This is a genomic window from Streptacidiphilus sp. EB103A (assembly GCF_041261405.1).
Lineage (GTDB): Bacteria > Actinomycetota > Actinomycetes > Streptomycetales > Streptomycetaceae > Streptacidiphilus.
The window spans coordinates 40,476-61,714 of record NZ_JBGCAQ010000024.1 but is presented as its reverse complement, the minus strand read 5'-3'; the positions used below and the strand labels follow the sequence as shown (position 1 = coordinate 61,714).

At 71.2% G+C, this 21,239-nt stretch carries 17 protein-coding genes; 11 read left to right on the top strand and 6 right to left on the bottom strand.

Going from position 1 to position 21,239, the window contains the following annotated elements:
- The first annotated feature begins 4 nt into the window (after positions 1-4).
- The 4 genes from ABH941_RS33355 (at position 5) to ABH941_RS33340 (ending at position 4,913) form a co-directional block, all read left to right on the top strand.
- Positions 5-760, top strand: coding sequence for a hypothetical protein (locus ABH941_RS33355; RefSeq protein WP_370133347.1), 756 nt, complete (start codon positions 5-7; stop codon positions 758-760).
- Between the two features lie 146 nt (positions 761-906).
- Positions 907-1,869 (top strand): FadR/GntR family transcriptional regulator, encoded by a 963-nt coding sequence (locus ABH941_RS33350; protein WP_370133345.1) that lies wholly within the window; start codon positions 907-909, stop codon positions 1,867-1,869.
- A gap of 357 nt (positions 1,870-2,226) precedes the next feature.
- On the top strand, positions 2,227-3,849 hold the full coding sequence (locus ABH941_RS33345; RefSeq protein ID WP_370133343.1) for an RNA polymerase sigma factor: 1,623 nt from the start codon (positions 2,227-2,229) through the stop codon (positions 3,847-3,849).
- Positions 3,850-4,031: 182 nt separating this feature from the next.
- Positions 4,032-4,913, top strand: coding sequence for a trypsin-like serine protease (locus ABH941_RS33340; RefSeq protein ID WP_370133342.1), 882 nt, complete (start codon positions 4,032-4,034; stop codon positions 4,911-4,913).
- A gap of 152 nt (positions 4,914-5,065) precedes the next feature.
- Here the strand turns inward: ABH941_RS33340 and ABH941_RS33335 are convergent, their stop codons facing one another.
- Positions 5,066-5,296 carry a hypothetical protein gene (locus ABH941_RS33335; protein WP_134000113.1) on the bottom strand — a complete coding sequence of 77 codons (231 nt, stop codon included), beginning with the start codon at positions 5,294-5,296 and terminating at the stop codon, positions 5,066-5,068.
- A gap of 533 nt (positions 5,297-5,829) precedes the next feature.
- Here ABH941_RS33335 and ABH941_RS33330 point away from each other — a divergent pair.
- From ABH941_RS33330 to ABH941_RS33305, 6 genes are all read left to right on the top strand, one after another.
- On the top strand, positions 5,830-7,965 hold the full coding sequence (locus tag ABH941_RS33330) for a type IIA DNA topoisomerase subunit B (RefSeq protein ID WP_370133341.1): 2,136 nt from the start codon (positions 5,830-5,832) through the stop codon (positions 7,963-7,965).
- A 154-nt stretch (positions 7,966-8,119) separates the two neighbouring features.
- On the top strand, positions 8,120-8,608 hold the full coding sequence (locus ABH941_RS33325; protein ID WP_370133340.1) for a DUF1453 domain-containing protein: 489 nt from the start codon (positions 8,120-8,122) through the stop codon (positions 8,606-8,608).
- 46 nt (positions 8,609-8,654) lie between these two features.
- Complete coding sequence (locus ABH941_RS33320) at positions 8,655-9,827, top strand: sensor histidine kinase (RefSeq protein WP_370133339.1); 1,173 nt, start codon at positions 8,655-8,657, stop codon at positions 9,825-9,827.
- A gap of 18 nt (positions 9,828-9,845) precedes the next feature.
- Positions 9,846-10,535: a response regulator gene (locus ABH941_RS33315; protein WP_370133338.1), complete on the top strand. Its 690-nt coding sequence runs from the start codon at positions 9,846-9,848 to the stop codon at positions 10,533-10,535.
- 312 nt (positions 10,536-10,847) lie between these two features.
- Positions 10,848-11,321, top strand: a complete 474-nt coding sequence (locus ABH941_RS33310) for a DUF485 domain-containing protein (RefSeq protein WP_370133435.1) — start codon at positions 10,848-10,850, stop codon at positions 11,319-11,321.
- A 23-nt stretch (positions 11,322-11,344) separates the two neighbouring features.
- Positions 11,345-12,970, top strand: a complete 1,626-nt coding sequence (locus ABH941_RS33305; protein WP_370133337.1) for a cation acetate symporter — start codon at positions 11,345-11,347, stop codon at positions 12,968-12,970.
- 86 nt (positions 12,971-13,056) lie between these two features.
- Here ABH941_RS33305 and ABH941_RS33300 read toward each other — a convergent pair whose 3' ends face one another.
- Both ABH941_RS33300 and ABH941_RS33295 read right to left on the bottom strand, forming a co-directional pair.
- The gene (locus ABH941_RS33300; RefSeq protein WP_370133335.1) at positions 13,057-14,013 is read right to left on the bottom strand and encodes a sucrase ferredoxin; all 957 of its coding nucleotides are present in this window, start codon (positions 14,011-14,013) and stop codon (positions 13,057-13,059) included.
- 55 nt (positions 14,014-14,068) lie between these two features.
- Positions 14,069-15,610: an IucA/IucC family protein gene (locus tag ABH941_RS33295; protein ID WP_370133333.1), complete on the bottom strand. Its 1,542-nt coding sequence runs from the start codon at positions 15,608-15,610 to the stop codon at positions 14,069-14,071.
- Between the two features lie 57 nt (positions 15,611-15,667).
- Here ABH941_RS33295 and ABH941_RS33290 point away from each other — a divergent pair, with 57 nt between their 5' ends.
- On the top strand, positions 15,668-17,179 hold the full coding sequence (locus ABH941_RS33290; protein WP_370133332.1) for an IucA/IucC family siderophore biosynthesis protein: 1,512 nt from the start codon (positions 15,668-15,670) through the stop codon (positions 17,177-17,179).
- Positions 17,180-17,182: 3 nt separating this feature from the next.
- On the opposite strand, the gene ABH941_RS33285 is transcribed toward ABH941_RS33290, so the two are convergent.
- From ABH941_RS33285 to ABH941_RS33275, 3 genes are all read right to left on the bottom strand, one after another.
- On the bottom strand, positions 17,183-17,419 hold the full coding sequence (locus tag ABH941_RS33285) for a hypothetical protein (RefSeq protein ID WP_370133331.1): 237 nt from the start codon (positions 17,417-17,419) through the stop codon (positions 17,183-17,185).
- 173 nt (positions 17,420-17,592) lie between these two features.
- A complete protein-coding gene (locus tag ABH941_RS33280) occupies positions 17,593-18,282 on the bottom strand; it encodes a DUF6082 family protein (RefSeq protein ID WP_370133330.1) in 690 nt (229 codons plus the stop codon).
- Between the two features lie 351 nt (positions 18,283-18,633).
- The gene (locus tag ABH941_RS33275; RefSeq protein ID WP_370133329.1) at positions 18,634-21,090 is read right to left on the bottom strand and encodes a DNA topoisomerase (ATP-hydrolyzing) subunit A; all 2,457 of its coding nucleotides are present in this window, start codon (positions 21,088-21,090) and stop codon (positions 18,634-18,636) included.
- Positions 21,091-21,239: the final 149 nt, after the last annotated feature.

Genomic DNA, 21,239 nt, shown 5'->3' with positions numbered 1-21,239 from the left:
GCACGTGCACGCACTGACCTATGAGCGCCGACGGCTCACCGGAATCCGGTCCACCTGGCTCGTCCTGGCGGCCGTGGTCCTCGTCGACGCCGCTGTGGCCGCCCTGACGGTCCGCCAGCCGTCCCTGGCCGACCCGATGCGGGTCCTCACCGCGGGCGTCCCGCTGCTGCCGCTGCCGATCGCGGCCCTCGGCGCCGGTGTGGTCGGCGCGCTGTCCTACGGGCACGAGGTCCGCTATCCGGTGCTGCAGCCACTGCTGGTGCCCGCCCGGCGCCGCCTCGGGCTGCTGCTGGCGAAGCTGCTGCTGTCCGCCGTCTACTCGGTGCTGCTGGTCGCGGCGACGCTGGCGGTGGACGCCGGGGTGTACGCCGTCGTCCTGCACCGGCGCCCGGCGCTGGAGCCCGCCCTGCTCGGCTTCGCCGCGCTCGCGGTGACAGCCGGCTGGATCGGGCTGCTCGCGGCAGCCCTGCTGCGCAGCGCCGCCGCCGGGATGCTGGTGCTGCTGACCCTTCCGGTCCTGGTGGAACCGGCGGTACGGCTGCTGCGCGACGGCAGTCTGACCGGGGACCGGCTGCGGGCCGCGCACTGGCACCGGCTGTTCCCGGTCGACACCGGCCACGCCTGGCTCTACGGACCGCTGAGCGGGCTGCACAGCACCGCTTCGCTGTCCCCGAGAGGCATGCTGCTCCTGGCGGCCGGGCCGGTTCTGCTGCTCCTGCTCGGCTACCTCGCCGTGCTGCTCCGCCGCCGCGGGGTCTGAGTCGCCTTCGTCGGGGGCGAGCGCTCGACCACGTGTGCTGACGCTGAGTGATCGTCAGGGGTCGTGCCTCGCCAGGCTCTGCCTGTTTTGCGCAGAAGATGCAGATAAATCGTCAATTGTCTGGTGACAGGCGATCACCCTTTCGTGTGCTTTTCACGAAAGTCCTCAAGGCGCGGGCCGCCATCGCCGACAAAGGAGACGTGAGTACCGTTGCGCATCCCCCCATGACCACCGCCCGCCTGTCCGAGCCGTCCCGCTCCGGCGTCGGCGAGCTGGACCGCTTCCCCGTCGGCGAACGCACCGCCGAGCGGGCCTTCCCCGAGCGCGGCGCCCCCGGCCCCTCGCTGCACTGGGACAGTTCCGACTCCGACCTCGGCCGGCCCGGCCGCCGGGTCGCCGGCGGCCGTGGCCGGGGACTGCACGGGCAGCTCGTCCAGCAGCTCGGGCAGATGATCGTCTCCGGCGACCTGGGCGCGGACCGCCCCCTGGTCCCGGAGGAGATCGGCCAGCGTTTCGAGGTGTCCCGCACCGTCGTCCGCGAGTCCCTGCGGGTGCTGGAGGCCAAGGGCCTGGTCAGCGCCCGTCCCAATGTGGGCACCCGGGTCCGCCCGGTCGCCGACTGGAACCTGCTCGACCCCGACATCATCGAGTGGCGCGCCTACGGTCCGCAGCGCGACGACCAGCGCCGCGAGCTGTTCGAACTGCGCTGGGCCATCGAGCCGCTGGCCGCCAGGCTCGCGGCCGGGCACGGCCGGGACGAGGTCCACCAGCGCATGGTGGACATGACCGAGATCATGGGCCACGCCGTGGCCCAGGGCGACCAGGTCACCTTCAGCCGGGCCGACAGCGAGTTCCACGCCCTGCTGCTGGAGCTGGCCGGGAACCGGATGCTGGAGCACCTGGCCGGGATCGTCGGCTCCGCGCTCACCGTGTCCGGAAGCCCGGTCACCGCGTGCGAGCGTCCGTCCGAGCCGTCGGTCGGTCTGCACGCGCGTCTGGTGGAGGCGCTCGGCACGGGCGACGGCACGGCGGCAGAGGCCGCCATGCGTGCGCTTCTGACGGTCCATCCCGAGGTGGACCACGTGGTCCCGGCGCCCCGCGAGCACTGAGCCCGCAGTCCCCGCCGAGAGCCGCAGTCCTCGCCGGCAGGCCGCCGCCCCGATCCGGGCGGCGGCCTGCTGTTGTTCCCGGGAACCTTCACCGGATCGGGCGACCGCAGGAATGATCCCCTCATCTCTCGGAGTTGTCCTGGGTAGGTTCCCGGCAGCAGCGTCGTCGGGCGACTGTGACCTGCACCACGAAAGCGAGGCGTAACACTTCTCCGCGGGCAGCGATGTCTACGGAGGCGGCGGCACTTCGTGTGCCGGACGCCGAACCAGGTTCAGCTCCAGATTTCACGTCCAGCAGTTACCAGAATCCGGCCTCCACAGGTCGGTTTCTGTTCACTCACGTCCGAGAGGTTGTTCGTGTCGGCCAGCACATCCCGTTCGCTCCCCCCCGAAATCGCCGAGTCCACCGCGCTGATGGCACTCATCGAGCGGGGTAAGGCACAGGGGCAGATCGCCGGCGATGACGTGCGCCACGCCTTCGAGGTGGACCAGATTCCGGTCACCAAGTGGAAGAACGTCATGCGCAGCCTCAACCAGGTCCTCGATGAGGAGGGTGTGACGCTGATGGTGAGCGCGGCGGAGTCGTCCGCCCCCAAGCGCCCCCGCAAGAGCGTCGCGGCGAAGAGCACAGCGACGAAGGCGACCGCGACCAGGGCGGTGCCTACGCGCACTCCGGCCGCGGCTCCCGCTCCCACGACCCGGGCGGCGGCACCGCGTGCCGCCGCCGTGACCCCGGCCCCGGCCGCTGCCGTGGTGGTTCCGGCGGGCACGGTCGACGACCTCGACGAGGCAGCACCCGTTCTGGAGGCCGCTCCCGCCAAGAAGGCGGCCCCGGCGAAGAAGGCTGTCGCCAAGAAGGCCGCACCGGCCAAGAAGACCGCCGCGAAGAAGACCGCCGCAGGCAAGGCCAAGTCCGACGAGGACCCCGGCGCCGAGGACGAGACGGCCGAGGACGCGGCACCGGCCAAGACCGACGGCGAGCCGGTCGAGGGCGAGGAGGAGTCGCAGGGCTTCACCCTCTCCGACGACGACGAGGACGATGCCCCGGCGCAGCAGGTCGCGGTCGCCGGCGCCACCGCGGACCCGGTCAAGGACTACCTCAAGCAGATCGGCAAGGTCCCGCTGCTCAACGCCGAGCAGGAGGTCGAGCTCGCCAAGCGGATCGAGGCCGGCCTCTTCGCCGAGGACAAGTTGGCCGCCGCCGACAAGCTGGCCCCCAAGCTCAAGCGCGAGCTGGAGATCATCGCCGAGGACGGTCGCCGCGCCAAGAACCACCTGCTGGAGGCCAACCTCCGACTCGTGGTCTCGCTGGCCAAGCGCTACACCGGCCGCGGCATGCTGTTCCTGGACCTGATCCAGGAGGGCAACCTGGGTCTGATCCGCGCCGTTGAGAAGTTCGACTACACCAAGGGCTACAAGTTCTCCACCTACGCCACCTGGTGGATCCGGCAGGCGATCACCCGGGCCATGGCCGACCAGGCCCGCACCATCCGCATCCCGGTGCACATGGTCGAGGTCATCAACAAGCTCGCCCGGGTGCAGCGCCAGATGCTCCAGGACCTGGGCCGCGAGCCCACCCCGGAGGAGCTGGCCAAGGAACTCGACATGACCCCGGAGAAGGTCGTCGAGGTCCAGAAGTACGGCCGCGAGCCCATCTCGCTGCACACCCCCCTCGGCGAGGACGGCGACAGCGAGTTCGGCGACCTGATCGAGGACTCCGAGGCCGTGGTCCCGGCCGACGCGGTCAGCTTCACCCTGCTCCAGGAGCAGCTGCACTCGGTGCTGGACACCCTGAGCGAGCGCGAGGCCGGCGTGGTCTCGATGCGCTTCGGGCTGACCGACGGCCAGCCGAAGACCCTGGACGAGATCGGCAAGGTCTACGGCGTCACCCGCGAGCGGATCCGCCAGATCGAGTCCAAGACCATGTCCAAGCTGCGCCACCCCTCCCGCTCCCAGGTACTGCGCGACTACCTGGACTAGCGGGCGGCAGGCGACAGACAGCAGGCGACAAGCAGCGGTACCGGCGGCGGGCGTCATCCCTCGAAGGGATGTGCCCGCCGTCTTCGTGCGCGCCGACCGGGCACCCAGGGTGACCATGGCAATACGCTGGGTCGCAGCCATGCGCATGTGCGCAGGGGTGCGGAAGCGGCGAAGGGCGACGGGTGGCGGGCAAGAGGCGTACGGCGGAGGCAGTCGGTACGACGGGGGCGGCGGCGCGACGCAGGGGACGCAGGGCGCTGCTGGTGCTGCTGGCGGCGCTGCCGGTGCCGGTGGCGACCAGTACTCCGGCGCTGGCGCAGGGGCAGCAGTTGCGGATCATCGGCGGCACCGGGGCCAGCACCCAGCAGGAGCCCTGGATGGTGGCCCTGGGCAGCCGGTCGGTCTACGGCGACTACCGCTCGGGACAGTTCTGCGGAGGGACCCTGGTCTCCCCGACCAAGGTGGTCACCGCGGCGCACTGCCTGTACGACGAGTCGACGATGCGGCCCGCGGACCGGCCCGACCTCAAGGTCATCGTCGGTCGTACCGACCTCTCCACCTCGGCCGGTTCCGAGGTGGCCGTCTCCCAGGTCTGGGTCGACCCCGACTACTCGATGACCAGCAACATGTGGGACGTGGCGGTGCTCACCCTCGCGGTGCCCCAGCCGGACCGCGCGGTGCTCCCGCTGGTGGACCAGGGCGCCACGGCGCCCTATGCGCCGGGGACGGCAGCTACCGTCTACGGCTGGGGCGACACCCGGGGCGACGGGCGCTATCCGATGACCCTGCACTCGGTCCAGGTGCCGATGATCGCCGACTCCACCTGTGCGCGGGACTATCCCGGCGGTCCCAACGGCGCCTTCCAGGCGAGCACCATGGTGTGCGCGGGCGAGCAGGCCCGCGGCGGCCGTGACGCCTGCCAGGGCGACAGCGGGGGCCCGCTGGTGGTCGCCGGGCGACTGGTGGGGCTGGTGTCCTGGGGGACCGGCTGTGCGGAGGCCGGGCACCCGGGGGTCTACACCCGAGTCGCCGCGATGGCCGACGCAGTGCGCGGGCAGCTGTGACCTGACGCACTGTGAACTGACAGCATGTGATATGCGTCACCTTTCGCTGGTCACGCAGAGGGCCGGGCCGCGACCTCTCGGTCGCGACCCGGCCCTCGTTCGCTGTTCAGCTCGTCGTCAAGGCTGCCTTGGACGCAGCCCGGTGGAGCGCCTCAGTGATCCTCTTCGCCCGGGGACGACGGTGCGGCCGTCAGCCGGCCGGTCTCGTCCTGTATCTCGGCTGCGATCTTCTTCAACTCCGGCTCGAACTTGCGGCCGTGGTGAGCGCAGAAGAGCAGCTCGCCGCCGGATGCCAGCACGACGCGCAGGTAGGCCTGGGCGCCGCACCGGTCGCAACGGTCAGCTGCGGTCAGCGGGCTCGCGGGGGTCAGAACTGTAGTCACGTCGCCTCTTCTCTAGCTCGACGAGCTGTCGTACCAGGGTCAACATCCAACCAGGCCGAAAACGTTCCCGCTTGCGGCTTTTCTTTTGTGACATCCGGCTGCGGGTCGGCCCGGCCGTTGAGCCGGGAAGGGGATCCCCCGCCGGAAGGGGCGGGGGGAGGGGAGACGGCGGTGACCGCGATGTCGCTGCCGCTTCTCTCCTTGGAGCCTCGGGGATTTTCTCTTGTTGGAGAGGACGTGCCCCGCGCTCCCTTGGTTCATGCCTGCTGCCGACTATGGCATGCGCGTCACTCGTGCGGGATATCGAACGCCTGTGCGACCGACCGTACGGGGTGCGCGTAGCATAAGCCGGGAGCAGGTCGGAGCAGAAGCCCCAGCCCACACACCGGTAGCCTGCATCCCGGCAGCATTGACGCCATGGTGCACCGGCCCCCCGCAAGGGGGCCAGGAAAAGGGCCCGTGTTCGCGCTCCGCGTAGCGACGGACCGACGGACCGACCAAGCCACCGCATCGAGAGACCGGAGTAGTAGCGCGTGACCGCCGAAACAACCGTGCAGACCGCCGCCCTCAGCGCCGGCGGGAGCTCCGCCACCGACGGTTCCTACACCGCGCGGCACCTCCTTGTCCTCGAAGGCCTGGAGGCGGTCCGCAAGCGCCCCGGCATGTACATCGGGTCCACCGACAGCCGCGGCCTGATGCACTGCCTCTGGGAGATCATCGACAACGCGGTCGACGAGGCGCTGGCCGGCCACTGCGACCGGATCGACGTCTTCCTGCACGCCGACAACTCGGTCGAGGTGCGCGACAACGGCCGCGGCATCCCGGTCGACGTCGAGCCCAAGACGGGGCTGTCCGGCGTCGAGGTCGTGATGACCAAACTGCACGCCGGCGGGAAGTTCGGCGGCGGCTCCTACGCCGCCTCCGGCGGTCTGCACGGCGTCGGCGCCTCCGTGGTCAACGCGCTCTCCGCGCGCCTGGACGTCGAGGTCGACCGCGGCGGTCACACCCACGCCATCAGCTTCCGCCGCGGCACCCCCGGTAGTTTCGCGGGCGAGGGCCCGGACTCGGACTTCACCGCCGCCTCGGGTTCGAGCGGCGGCCTGACCAAGGCGAAGAAGGCCCCGCGCGGCCGTACCGGCACCCGGGTCCGCTACTGGGCCGACCGGCAGATCTTCCTCAAGGACGCCCGGCTCTCGCTGGACAACCTGCACGCCCGGGCCCGGCAGACCGCCTTCCTGGTCCCCGGCCTGACCATCGTGGTCCGTGACGACCGGGCCCTGGACGGCGCCCCCACCGACGAGCAGACCTTCCGCTTCGACGGCGGCATCGCCGAGTTCTGCGACTACCTGGCCCCCGACAAGGCCGTCTGCGACACCCTGCGGCTCCAGGGCACCGGCAGCTTCAAGGAGACCGTGCCGGTCCTGGACGAGGTCGGCCACATGACCGCCACCGAGGTCACCCGCGAGCTCGGCGTGGACATCGCGCTGCGGTGGGGCACCGGCTACGACACCACCCAGCGCTCCTTCGTCAACATCATCGCCACCCCCAAGGGCGGCACCCATGTGGCCGGATTCGAACGGTCGCTCACCAAGACCCTGGGTGAGGCGCTGCGTTCGGCCAAGCTGCTGCGGGTCGCCGAGGACGACATCACCAAGGACGACGCGACCGAGGGCCTGACCGCGGTCATCACCGTCCGGCTGGCCGAGCCGCAGTTCGAGGGTCAGACCAAGGAGGTGCTGGGCACCTCCGCCGCGACCAGGATCGTCGCAGCGGTCGTCGCCAAGGAGCTCAAGAACTTCCTCACCTCCACCAAGCGCGACGACAAAGCCCAGGCCCGAGCGGTGATGGAGAAGGTCGTCGCCGCCGCCCGCACCCGGGTCGCCGCCCGGCAGCACAAGGAGGCGCAGCGCCGCAAGACGGCTCTGGAGACCAGCTCGCTGCCGGCCAAGCTCGCCGACTGCCGCAGCGACGACGTCGACCGCAGCGAACTGTTCATCGTCGAGGGCGACTCGGCGCTCGGCACCGCCAAGCTGGCCCGCAACTCCGAGTTCCAGGCGCTGCTGCCGATCCGCGGCAAGATCCTCAACGTTCAGAAGGCGTCCGTCTCGGACATGCTGAAGAACGCCGAGTGTGCCGCGATCATCCAGGTCATAGGAGCCGGCTCGGGCCGGACCTTCGACATCGACCAGGCCCGCTACGGGAAGATCGTGCTGCTCGCCGACGCCGACGTCGACGGCGCCCACATCCGGATCCTGCTGCTCACCCTGTTCCAGCGGTACATGCGGCCGATGGTCGAGGCGGGGCGGGTGTTCTCGGCGGTGCCGCCGCTGCACCGGATCGAGCTGACCAGCCCGCGCAAGGGCCAGGAGAAGTACCTCTACACCTACTCCGACAGCGAGCTGCGGAACACCCTGCTGGAACTCCAGCGCAAGGGGCAGCGCTGGAAGGAGCCGGTGCAGCGCTACAAGGGCCTCGGTGAGATGGACGCCGACCAGCTGGCGGAGACCACCCTGGACCCGCGGCACCGCACCCTGCGCCGGATCAACGTCGGCGACCTGGAGGCGGCCGAGAAGGTCTTCGACCTGCTGATGGGCAACGACGTCGCGCCCCGCAAGCAGTTCATCGTGGACTCGGCGGCGCTGCTGGACCGCTCGCGCATCGACGTCTGACCCCGCCTGCGCCGGGACCGGCCCTCCACCCTCGGGTGGAGGGCCTTCTCCATCCTCGCTTCCACCCCTGCTCCGAGCCCCTGAACCGTGCCGATCCGTACCTTCGAGAGCGTCTTCAGTAACCCCTCGAAACCCTCGAAATCCGGAGCAGATCATGGGAAGCACCGCGAACGTCGCCCTGGCCGTCGTGGTTGTGGTCTACATCGTCGCCCGACAGTTCCGGGCCCGGCGGATCGCCGGCGACAGCAGGAGGATGCTGGTCATTCCTGCGGTCCTGGCCGTCCTGGCCCTCAGGGACCACAACCTGATCGACCATGCCCACCGCAGCACCTCGGTGGCCCTGCTGGTGGTCAGCATCCTGCTGGAGGTCGCCATGGGCTTCGCCTGGGGCTTCACCACCAGGGTCTGGCGGGATGACTCCGGCGCGGTCTGGGCCAAGGGCACCGCCGCCACCGGGTTCGCCTGGGTGGGCATGATCATCGCCAGGATCGCGCTCTATGCGATCGGCAGCGCGATGGGTGTGGTCCAGGGACAGGGCGTGCTGCTGCTCTCGCTGGCCGCCGTGCTGCTGGTGCGTACCGCCGTGGTCAGCTGGAGGGCACGGGAGACGGGCCCGTCGTACGGTGTCCCTGCGGTGGGCTGACGGCCTGATGGGGATGACGGCCTGACGGACGGCGGACGGAAACGGCGTGGACGACTGGACCGAGTGGCCCTCCCGGGAGGCGTTGAACCGGGAGGGCCGGACCCGTGCCCGGCTCTGGTACTCCTACCTGGGCCGGTGCCTAGGGATCGGGGCGGCGCTGTGGGTGACCTTCGCCGAGGAGCACCGCGACGCCGCGCACACCTGGACGGTGGCAGCGGTCGCCGCGGTGGGTACGTTCGGGTTCTGGCGCTTCCTGCGGTGCAGCAGGGTGCAGCGGCTGACGCCGTCCCTGCTGTGGCTGGCCGTGGTCTTCGCCCAGGCCCTGCTCGTGGTGGTGAACGGGGGAGAGGCGCTCGGCATCCTGCTGATGTGCGCGATCGCGCTCGGCTCGGTGCAGCGCCTCCCGCTGATCGTGGCGCTGCCGGCGGCGTCGCTGGGCACGCTGGTGTTCATGCTGCTCGCGCCGGCCTCGGTGCAGAGCCTGGGCAATGCCGCCACCGTGGCGGGACTGGGCGCTCTCGGCTACGTCACCAGGGTGGACTGGGAGGCCAGGGTCGGAACCCAGCGGCTGCTGGTGCAGGAGCGGGCGGCGCGGGCCGCCGAGGCCGAGTCGGCGGCGCTGGCCGAGCGGGCCAGGATCGCCAGGGAGATCCACGACGTGCTGGCGCACAGCCTCTCGGCGCAGCTGGTCCATCTGGAGGCGGCCCGGGTGATGCTGGACGCGGGTGCGGACCGGGCACAGCTGCGCGAACGCATCGTCGCCGCCCGGCGGATGGCTCAGGACGGGCTCGCCGGGACCAAGCAGGCGCTGTCCGCGCTGCGCGGGGAGTTCGTGCCGGTGGCGGAGTTCCTGAAGACGCTGGCGGAGGCCGACGGGGCGACCGTGGCGATCGAGGGACTCGTCCGTCCGCTGGGTGCGGAGGCCGGCGTCGCGGTGCGGCGCACGGCGCAGGAGGCGCTGACCAATGTCCGTAAGCACGCCCCGGGTGCGCCCTGCGCGATCCGGCTGGCGTACCTGGACGGCAGCGTCGAGCTGGAGGTGCGCAACGGTGCGGGAACGGGCCGGCGGTCCGGCCCCGACGCCGCCGAACTGACCCGGAGCGGCAGCGGGCTGGGCCTGCTGGGGATGCGCGAGCGGGCCGAGCTGCTCGGCGGATCGCTGCAGGCCGGGCCTGATGGAGTCGGCTTCAAGGTCCTTCTGAGCGTGCCCGCTCCCTAGGGACCCTAGGGTGGAGCGATGAGCGACTCTGTGGTGCGGGTGCTGGTGGCGGACGATCAGAAGGTCGTCCGCGAGGGGATCGTGATGCTGCTCGGGCTGCTGCCCGGGATCGAGGTGGTGGGGGCCGCCGGGGACGGCGAGGAGGCAGTGGCACTGGCCGCCGCGCACCTGCCGGACGTGGTGCTGATGGACCTGCGGATGCCGCGCTGCGACGGCGTCGAGGCCACCCGTCGGATCCGGGCCGCCCAACCCTCCACCGAGGTGGTCGTGCTGACCACGTACGCGGACGACGACTCGCTGTTCCCCGCACTGCAGGCGGGCGCCCGCGGGTATCTCACCAAGGACGCCGGGGCCGAGGAGATCGCCCGGGCCATCACCGATGTCCGGGGCGGAGCCGCCGGGCTCTCGCCCCGGATCCAGCGCCGCCTGCTGGAGCGGTTCGCCGCGCCGTCCGCGGCTGCCGCCGACCCGGTCCCGACGCCCGCCCCTGGTGTCCCGTCGGCGCTGCCGGACGGGCTCACGGCGCGCGAGGCGGAGGTGCTCGGGCTGATCGCCGACGGGCTGTCCAACACCGAGATCGCGGCCCGACTGTTCGTCAGCATGGCTACGGTCAAGACCCATATCAACAACCTCTTCGCCAAGACCGGCGTCAGGGACCGGGCCCAGGCGGTCGGCTACGCCTATCGGCACGGCCTCTCGCACGGTTAGCTGTCGCATCACCTGATGGGGTGAACGTCCGCACACCGGACCACGTCGGAGCCCGTCGCTCAGCATGCTGGGGGAGACGGGAGGGGAATGTGGGGGCCCCGTCACTCCATCGACGCGGGAGCACAGTTGTTGAGACACCGGGAACCGGTACCGCCGCCGGAGGCGCACTCCGCCGAGGCGCCGGCTGAAGAGCGGAACGGTCGGCCGGGCGGCGCCGGCGGGTTCGACTGGTGGGCGGCGCCGGCCGCGCGGCCGAGGGCCGGGGCGGCACCGGAGCAGGCGGTGCCCGAGCGGACGACCCCCGTGCGGGAAATGCCCGTGCCGGAGATCCCCGTGCAGGCGCCGCCTGCACCGCCGCCGGGGCTTGATGCTCCGATCGATCCGGAGGTGGCCAGGGGGGTGGCTGTGGGGGAGGCTGAGCCCGCTGAAACGTTCCGCGAGCCCCTCCCCGAGGCGCCCGAGCGGGCTCCCCGGGCCGCCGAGGTCTACCGGCACGTCCAGGCCGGTGAGGAGTTCCAGGAGGTCCGCCGCGAGTACCGCCGGTTCGTCTTCCCGGCCTGTGCGGCCTTCCTGGCCTGGTACCTCGCCTACATCGTCGCCGCGGTGACCCTGCCCGGGCTGATGGCGCATCAGCTCGCCGGCCCGTTCACGGTCGCCTGGGCACTCGGGCTGCTGCAGTTCGGCTCGACCTTCCTGATCACCTGGCTCTATGCCCGGCATGCCCGCGACCGGCGGGACCGATTGGCGCTCGGCCTGCGCTGGGAGACCCAGGACCGGCTCCGATGAGGTCCTCACGAGGGGAGCAGCCCATGGACTCCACCACTGCGGCAGCCGCCGGGGGAAGTCATCACACGCTGGCCATCGGCCTGTTCGTCGGTGTCGTGGTGGTCACCCTGGCCATCACCGCCTGGGCCGGCCGCCGCAGCCGCGCGGCCGAGGACTTCTACGCGGGGGGCCGCGACTTCAGTCCTCTGCAGAACGGTTTCGCCATCGCCGGCGACTACATGTCGGCCGCCTCCTTCCTGGGCGTCACCGGTCTGATCGCGCTCTACGGCTACGACGGGCTGCTGTACACCATCGGCTTCCTGGTGGCCTGGCTGGTCGTCCTGATGCTGGTCGCCGAACTGGTCCGCAACTGCGGCCGCTACACCATCGGCGACGTGCTGGCGATGCGGATGCGGCAGCGGCCGGTGCGCGCGGCGTCCGGGATCTCCTCGGTCGTGGTGTCGCTGTTCTACCTGCTGGCGCAGATGGTGGGGGCCGGCAGCCTGGTGTCACTGCTGCTGGGGCTGCACTCGGGGCAGGCCAGGGGGTGGACCATCGTCGGGGTCGGCGCGCTGATGGTGATCTATGTGACGGTCGGCGGGATGAAGGCGACCACCTGGATCCAGATCGTCAAATGCGTCCTGCTGCTGTCGGGCACCCTGCTGCTCTGCGTGCTGGTGGTGGTCCGCTTCCACGGCGACCTGGGCTCGCTGGCCAGCTCCGCCGCCTCCGGCAGCGGGTTCGGCGACCGCTACCTCTCACCGGGCCTGAAGTACGGCGGGAGCGCCACCAACCGGCTCGACTTCGTCAGCCTGGGCATCGCCCTGGTCCTGGGCACCGGTGGTCTGCCGCACATCCTGGCCAGGTTCTACACGGTGCCGACGGCGCGGGCCGCGCGGCGTTCGGCGATGTGGGCGATCGGGCTCGTCGGTGCGTTCTACCTGATGACCATCGTGCTGGGCCTCGGCGCCTCGGCGCTGGTCGGCGCCTCGGCGATCCGGGCGTCCAACGAGGCGGGCAACACGGCGGTGCCGCTGCTGTCCGAGGTGCTGGGCGGCGGCAGCGGCAGCAACGGCGGCGCGGTGCTCTTCGCGCTGACCTCGGCGGTGGCCTTCGCCACCATCCTGGCCGTGGTCGCCGGCCTCACCCTGGCCTCGTCGGCGGCGTTCGCCCATGACCTGTGGGCGAGGGCCTTCCGGCACCAGGACGAGGAGCAGCCCACCGAGCACCAGGAGGTGGTCGTGGCCAGGATCGCCGCGGTGGTGCTCGGCGTGGTGGCCATCGTGCTCAGCCTGTTCGCGCAGAAGCTGAACGTGGCCTTCCTGGTCGGCATCGCCTTCGCGGTGGCGGCCTCGGCCAACCTCCCGGCGCTGCTCTTCAACCTCTTCTGGCGGCGCTTCACCACCCGCGGCGCCACCTGGGCCATCTACGGCGGGCTGGTTCCGGCCCTGGTGCTGGTGGTCTTCTCACCAGTGGTCTCCGGCAGCCCGGCGGCGATCTTCCCCGGAGTCGACTTCCACTGGTTCCCGCTGCAGAACCCCGGGATCGTCTCGATCCCCTGCGGCTTCTTCTTCGGCTGGCTGGGAACCGTCACCTCGGGCAGCCGTGCCGACCCGGACGCCTACGCGGAGTTGGAGGTGCGGGCGCTGACGGGGGCCGGCGCGGTCTGAGCCGCAGCCGGGCGGCGCCGCCGGGCAGAGTGAGACCCTCGGGTGCGACGGGGGAGGCGCACCCGAGGGCTCTTCCAGCGTAGCTCCTAGCGGGCCGGTTCTGTGGCTGGTTCGGATCGGTCGCGACCGGAACCCGACTGTGGATCCGCCGTGAGCAGGGTGGCCTCGAAGCGGTCGGGGCAGGTCGGAAAGGCCAGGCAGCTCTCGGCACGGGCCGGCCCGGCCTCGGTGCGGCGGACCTGGACCTGCCAGCGCCACCCGTTCAGATGGGCCACCGAAACGGACCAGAGGTCCTCGGCCAGCTGGTGCTGAGTGACCGTCAGGGCCTCGGCGTCGTCTTCGCCGATCGCCTCGCGGACCGCCAGCTCGGCGGCCTGGCCGGGACGCTCCCAGAAGGAGCGGCCGCGGCACCATTCCGGCACCATCCGGCCGTCCCTGGCGGCCTCCAGGATCTCCTTGGCGACGTGGGCGGACATCCGGCCGTAGGCGTACCCGTACGGCAGTACCAGCATGGTGGGCGAGAAGCGGTGGCCGCCGAGGTGGGTGACCTCCCAGACCTGCGCATGGCCGCCGGCGGCGAGTTCGGCGGCGAGCGGCCGGCCCAGCAGGGCGCAGCAGCGGTCCCGGCGCCCGTTGGTGCACACCAGAGCGAGCGGGTCGCCCCCAAAGGCACTGCCGACGTCGCCGTGCTCGCCTGCGGCGAGGGCGGCGAAGTCCAGCGCGAGCAGTTCGGCCGGGTCGTCGACGGTCAGGGTGCGGACCCAGGAGCGGCCGGGACGGGTGTGCGCCAGGTACACCTGCCGGGACGGCGTGGGCGGGGCGTCGGCGTGCCGGCCGGGGCGACGGATCAGCGCGATCCGCAGCCCGGTTCCCTCGGCCCGCGCCTCCAGGGCCCGCCCGAGTCCGGGGTCCAGATGGCTTTCCGTCAGCGCCCGGGCACCCCAGGGGCCCGGCTGCTCGAGCAGCAGCCAGGTGGCCCCGATGGCGGCGGTGCCGCTCAGGGGCTCAGCCAGTTCCCTGGAAAGGGTGGCGCAGGTACTCACGCTGGCAAGGGTAGCCTTACCAACGTCGATTTCTCGCTACAAGAACTCTTACGGCTTACAGCAGGGGGTTGGGCAGCGAGGTCCACTGGTCGCCGGCAGGGCCTCCGGCCAGGCGCATCCGGCACAGCGCCTTCACCTGGAGCGGTTGCTCCAGAAGTGCGCGCCGGTCCTCCGGGGACAGGACGTCGGCGGCCCGCTCGGCCTCCTCGGCCACTGCGGACCACAGCGCCGCCTCCACCCGGCGGTCAGCGCCGCCGAAGGCCGCCACCAGGGTGCTGAGGCTGCCGCCGACCACGGATCCGTAGAGCTTGCGGCGCAGCGTCACCGGATCGTCGTCCAGGATCCGCGCCCCCAGGCCGGCGGTGCTCACGCCGATGCCGGCCAGCCGCAGCGGACTCAGGCGTATGTCCGCGAGGTCCCGGTAGACCAGGCGCAGCGGCCGCCCCTCCGGGTCGAGGACCACCAGCAGGTTCTGCCCGTGCGCCTCCAGTGCCACGCCCCAGGCGAGCAGCCGCAGCAACGGCGGCCAGAGCAGCCGGGCGAGGGAGCGCAGCCAGGCCACCGGTTCGTGCGGCGGTACGGTCAGCGCCGCCACCGGCACCACCCGCTCGTAAGGGCCGGCCCGCAGCTCGGGGGACTCCCGCAGCATCACGGCGAGAGCGGGGCTGAGCGCTCCGTCGACCAGGACGCCCGCCGCGGCCAGGTTGCGCGAGATCGTCAACCGACCGTCCAGGCGTCCGGTCACCTCCTCCAAGAGCGCGGACAGCCGGGCGCTGTCGACTACCGAGCCGCCGGAGATGTCCCGCACCGACGAGGTCATCCGCAGGGACAGTGCCGTCTTGATGTGCGCGCCGCCGTCCGTGGGGGCGAGGGTCCGCAGGGACAGCAGCGGATGGGCCGGCAGCTCGGTGTCCGGCTCCACCCGCAGGCCGAGGCCCGGCAGCGCTTCCCGGGCCTGCCACGGGTGGACCGGCAGCAGCAGTCGGCCCCCGCCGTCCCTGAGCGCCTCGGGCCAGTCGCCCACGACCGTGCAGCGCGCGGCGGGGAGCGCGAGCAGCCGCAGGCCGACCACGGGGTGGTGCTCGGGCGCGTACGCCAGCTGGTCGGCCACGGTGAGACCTGGACGGCTGCGGCAGCAGGGGTGGTAGGGATGGCCGTCGACGATGCTCTGCTCGGCGGCGACCAGGCCGCCGACGGCGTGGGCTGCTGGTGGTTCGGCGGGGTCGGACAGGGCGGCCCCGGCCCGCGACAGGGCGAGCGAGGCCGTGCTGTGATCGAGCTCCGCGATCAGCCCGGCGCTGCCGGGCACGCCGAGCGCCGCGAACAGGGCCGCCGGATGGGAGTACTCCGTGCCGTCCGCCCACACGGTCAGCTCGTCCTTGGGCGCTCCTACGTCATAGGGCCGCACCGCGGGTCCGCGCAGCCTGCGCCGGTCCAGACCGGGCAGGTCCTCGAAGCACAGCGAGCGCCACAGCCGCGCCAGCACGGCGGCCCGCGCACCGGGCAGTGCCTCCCGGTACGGGGCGACGAGCCCGGGCCGGACCTGGCGCAGTTCGGCGGCGAAGGAGGTTTCCAGCGGACGCGGTTCGGAATGCATGAGACTAGGTCATACCCCAGCTCAGGACGGGGCCGCAGCTCTTGAAAGGGTGAACGTATGGGGACGGCTGATCTGGTGGCCCTGACCGGGCTGTTGAACTGCCTGGTCAGGGAGTTGGCGCAGAGCGCCGACGACGGGGCGCTGCTGCTCCCCGCGAGCGGTGCGGTGGTGCGTGTCGCACCCGGCCGCTGGCCCTCCGCGCCCGAACTGCGGACGGCGGGGGGCCGGCAGCCGCTGGATCTCGCCGGGCTGATCGCGGTGACCGAGCGGGAGCTGGAGGCCCGGACCGGTGTGCGGAACACCACACTCGCCGCCGAGATCCGCGACAGCAGGGACGTCGTCGCCGCGCTGCTCACCGCCCGCGCGGCGGCGCGGCCCGCCGACGACCTGTATCTCCGCTCCGAGCAGGCGCTGGTCGCCGGACACCGCTACCACCCGGCAGCCAAGACCCGGGGCGGCGGCCCGCCGGCGGAGTGGCTGCCGTTCGCGCCGGAGGCGTACGCGGTCTTCCCGCTGAGGCTGCTCGGAGTGCGCGAGGACCTGCTGGCGGGCGAGGGCGACACCGGCGCGGTCGACGCGCTCTGGGGCGAGCGGGCGCCGGAGGGCTACCGGGTGCTCCCGGCCCACCCCTGGCAGCTGCAGCTGATCGGTGATCACCCGGCCGAGCGGGACGGACGGTTGATCGACCTCGGCGTGACCGGTGAGCTGGCCTGGGCGACTTCGTCGGTCCGCACGGTCTATCTGCCGGAGGCCGACCTGTCGCTGAAGTTCAGCCTGGACGTCCGGATCACCAATGACATCCGCCGCCTGTGGCTGCGCGACCTGCGCTGGCTGGCACCGGTGGACGAGGTGGTGGCCAAGGCCTTCGCCGACGCCCCGGCCGGGGCGTCCATGCTGGCCGACAGCGGGTACCGCACGGCGGGGGTCGGCGGCGAGGACGCCTACGAGGCATACGCGGTACTGGTCCGGGAAGGGTTCGGCGCGGGGGCGCGGCCGCTGCTCTCGGCGGGGCTCAGCGAGGGCTTCGACGGCAGTCCGCTGGCCGCGGCGATGCCGCGGGCTGTCGAGTGGTGGCGGCGGTATGTGGAGCGGGTGGTGCCGCCGGTGCTGCATGCGTTCTTCCAGCACGGGGTGGTACTGGAGTGCCATCTGCAGAACGTCCTGGTGGCGATGGACGCGGACGGGATGCCGAGCCGTGCGGTGTTCCGCGACCACGAGGGGGTGAAGCTCCTGACGGAGCAGCACGCCGAACTGCTGGCGAGCATGGGTCCTGCCGTCCCCACGCCCGGAGTGGACGCGGGGTACGGCTGGGAGCGGCTGGTCTACTGCCTGGTGACGAACCATCTGCTGGAGATCGCCGGAGCGGTGGCAGAACGCTGCCCTGCCGCGGCCGACGAACTCTGGCCGCAGGCGCGCAAGGTCTTCCAACGCTTCACCGACCACCCCGAGGTCCGCACCCTGCTCGCCGCCCCGTCCGTCCCGGCCAAAACCAACCTGCTCCTGCGCTGGACCGACGCGGACGGAGGCGACTCGACCTACACCCCGTTGGCGAACCCCCTGCGGGGCTAGCTGTCAGGTATCGGGGATATCAGCCTTCGCGCGCAGCAGGGTGTCCCGGCTGATGACAACGATCTTCTCGTAGTCGGCGCGGGACGCGTCCGCGGGCAGCAAGCCGTCGAGTTCCGCGGTCATCTCCGTGCCGATGACCGCGAAGTTCCCGTCCGACAGCTCGAAAATGTCGGGACAGTTGTTGCCGCTCACGCTGCCGCGTTGCCGAGGGGTGGCTCCGATCCTGCGAACGATATGCACGGGACTGAAGACTCCAAGGGTCCGCCCACACATGCGGGCAAGAGCGACTACCCCGGGTCGGCCGGTCCGATCGGGCAGGGCTCAACCCTAGCCCGCCGGTCGATGGCGACACGCCGGATTCATGTCATGCGCTGGAGTGAATCTCCACGATGCCATGTGATTCTGGCCGTACTTCAGGCGGCGTACAGTCCGTCCGGTGGTTCGGGCGGATCGGCGGCCATCGCCTCGTCCACGAGTATGCCGAAGTAGTGCTCGGCCGAGCTCTCCGCCAAGAACCTACGCCCCGGTTCAGCAGCAATCCAGTACTGCCTGAATACGGTACTCGTGGTGATGTCCCGAAGGTAGGCGCGCATCTCGGTCTCGCTGAAGATCTCCAGCTTGTAGTTGAGAAAGAGGTGCGAAAAAATCAAGTTTGCATATAGGTACTGGCGCCGCTGCTGCGGGGAGACCTCGCCACGGAAGTTGCTCCACACCTCCGCTAGCGACGGGTCGTCAATCGCCATCTTGAGCAGTTCCATGTGCAGTCGCCGAAGGTCGGCCTCCGCAGAGCGGTGGAGCTCCCTATGGGACTTGCTCAGTTCCTGGCGCTGTATGGACAACTCACGACGTTGCATGGCCGCTGTGCCGATAACGAGCAGGAGTGCCAGTCCGGAGAAGACAGCACTCACTGCGTCGAAGTACTGCCCGATAGTTCCGAGGCGCTGCGCCTGATCGGTACCGCCGTAGAAGGCTTCCACGGAGCGGTTCATCCAGCCGCTCAGTGCGACACAGGCCACGATGACCACAGCCAGCAGAACAAGAGCGATGGCGATCCCTCGGATGCAGCGCCAGAGCATTCCCTTCATCGTCTCGGTGCCTTCCACGGAGAACCCCCGATCCGTGCCAGGGCGCGCCGGAGTAAAGATCGGCGGAACAGGAACTCACAACACGCCTGGTGGATGTACGCGTGACTGCCGAGCAACGCTGGCCGGCTGGCCACGGGCGTTCGGGTGGTGGGTACGACCCGGCCGCCTCCATAGGTTGGGATGCCCGTGGGGGAGCGCCGGAAACTGCGACATCGCGCCAGTTCAGCGGCCCATGCCTGGCTCCCGGTACCCCCGGTGACGGTGCGTCGGAGGGGTGCGTCAGGGACGGTGAAATCCCGGACGCACCCCTCATTCGTGCCTCTGTACGCCCTGCAATGCGCCCCGCGCTACCGGGGCCGGGCGCCAGCCCTATGCCGGGCCGGCCACCGCCGTGATCTCCTTGGCGAGCGGGACGCCGGAGCCGTCGCGGCGGGGGTCGCGGCCGGGGAGCTCGGCGGGGGAGCCGTTCGCGGTGGCTGCGCGGGCGGGGGTCGGGCCGGCCCAGGCGAGGACCAGCTTGTCCTCGCCCTTCAGGAACCGCTGGCAGCGCACCCCGCCGGTGGCCCGCCCCTTGCGCGGGTACTGGTCGAACGGCGTCGCCTTCGCGGTGCCCAGGCCGCCCAGCCCCTCCAGGGTGTCGGAGGAGGAGCCCGCGACCGTCACCACCACGCCCTCGCCGGACGGGTCCACCGCCGTGAACGAGAGCACCTTCGCGCCGTCGGCCAGCTTGATCCCGGCCATGCCGCCGGCCGGCCGCCCCTGCGGACGGACCTGCGAGGCCTGGAACCGCAGCAGTTGGGCATCGGAGCTGATGAACACCAGATCCTCCTCGCCGGTGCGCAGCTCGACCGCGCCGATCAGCCGGTCGCCGTCCTTGAGGCCGATCACCTCGAACTCGTCCTTGTTCTCCGGCCAGTCCGGCACCACCCGCTTGACCACGCCCTGCTCGGTACCGAGCGCGAGGCCGGGCGAGGACTCGTCCAGGCTGGTCAGCGCCAGCACCCGCTCGCCCGCGTCCAGCTTCAGGAACTCGGAGACCGGGGCGCCGCCGGACAGCGTCGGCGCGGTGGAGCTGGGCGGCAGCGCCGGCAGGTCGATCACCGGCAGCCGCAGCACCCGTCCCGCCGTGGTGACCGCGCCGATGTCGGCCCGCGCGGTGGCGGCCACGGCCGAGACGATCACGTCATGCCTGGCCCGGCCGCTGTCGGAGTCGACCGTCTGTACGGCGTCGGCGGTGCGGGCCAGCAGCCCGGTCGAGGAGAGCAGCACCCGGCACGGGTCGTCGGCGACCTCCAGCGGCACCGCCGCCGTCTGCACGGCTCCCGCCTCCAGCAGCACGGTGCGCCGCTCGGTGCCGAACTTCTTCGCCACCGCCCCCAGCTCGTCGGAGACGACCTTGCGCAGCACCGTGTCCGACTCCAGGATCTCGGTCAGCGCCTGGATCTCGTTGTGCAGCTTGTCCTGCTCGGCCTCCAGCTCGACCTGGTCGAAGCGGGTGAGCCGGCGCAGCGGCGTGTCCAGGATGTAGACGGTCTGCGTCTCGGACAGCGAGAAGCGCTCCATCAGGCGCTCCTTGGCCATCGCGGTGTTGTCGCTGGCCCGGATGATCGCGATGACCTCGTCGATGTCCAGCAGCGCCACCAGCAGGCCCTCGACCAGGTGCAGCCGCTCCTGGCGCTTGCGGCGGCGGAAGTCGGAGCGGCGCCTGACCACCTCGAAGCGGTGGTCGACATAGACCTCCAGCAGCTCCTTCAGACCCAGCGTCAGCGGCTGTCCGTCCACCAGCGCAACGTTGTTGATGCCGAAGGACTCCTCCATCGGCGTCAGCCGGTAGAGCTGCTCCAGCAGCGCCTCGGGGACGAAGCCGTTCTTGACCTCGATGACCAGCCGCAGGCCGTGCGAGCGGTCCGTCAGGTCCTTGATGTCGGAGACGCCCTGGAGCTTCTTGGCGTTGACCAGGTCCTTGATCTTGGCGATGACCTTCTCGGGCCCGACGTTGTACGGAAGCTCGGTCACCACCAGGCCCTTGCGGCGCGGGGTGACGTCCTCGACGCTCACCTTGGCCCGGATCTTGAAGGTGCCGCGGCCGTTCTCGTAGGCGTCCCTGATCCCGCTCAGCCCCACGATCCGGCCGCCGGTCGGCAGGTCGGGGCCGGGGATGAAGCGCATCAGCGCGTCCAGGTCGGCGTTCGGATGCCGGATCAGATGCCGGGCGGCGGACACCACCTCGCCGAGGTTGTGCGGCGGCATATTGGTCGCCATGCCGACCGCGATCCCGGTCGCGCCGTTCACCAGCAGGTTGGGGAAGGCCGACGGGAGAACGCCGGGCTCCTGCTCGCTGCCGTCGTAGTTGGGGCTGAAGTCGACGGTGTCCTCGTCGATCGACTCCACCATCGCCATCGAGGCGGCGGTCAGCCGGGACTCGGTGTAACGCATGGCGGCCGGCGGGTCGTCGTTGCCGAGCGAACCGAAGTTGCCGTGACCGTCGATCAGCGGCAGCCGCATGGAGAACGGCTGGGCCATCCGCACCAGGGTGTCGTAGATGGAGGCGTCACCGTGCGGGTGCAGCCGGCCCATCACCTCGCCGACCACGCGGGCGCTCTTCACATGGGAGCGATCGGGGCGCAGCCCCATCTCGTTGGCCTGGTAGAGCACCCGGCGGTGCACGGGCTTCAGTCCGTCCCGCGCGTCGGGCAGGGCGCGCGAGTAGATCACGGAGTAGGCGTACTCCAGGAAGGAGCCCTGCATCTCGTCCACGACATCGATGTCGAGGATCCGCTCCTCGAAATCCTCGGGCGGTGGGGTCTGCGAACTGCGGCGGGCCATCGCGGCGGGGCTCCCTTGCCAATTGCTAGTTCTGTTCCGGTACGGGCAGACCCCATTGTGGACCCTGCTACCGACAGCGCCGCGCCGAGGCCACGCTGGCAGCGAACAGGAGCACACTTCGGGGCCGGTGCGCGTTGGACCACAATGGA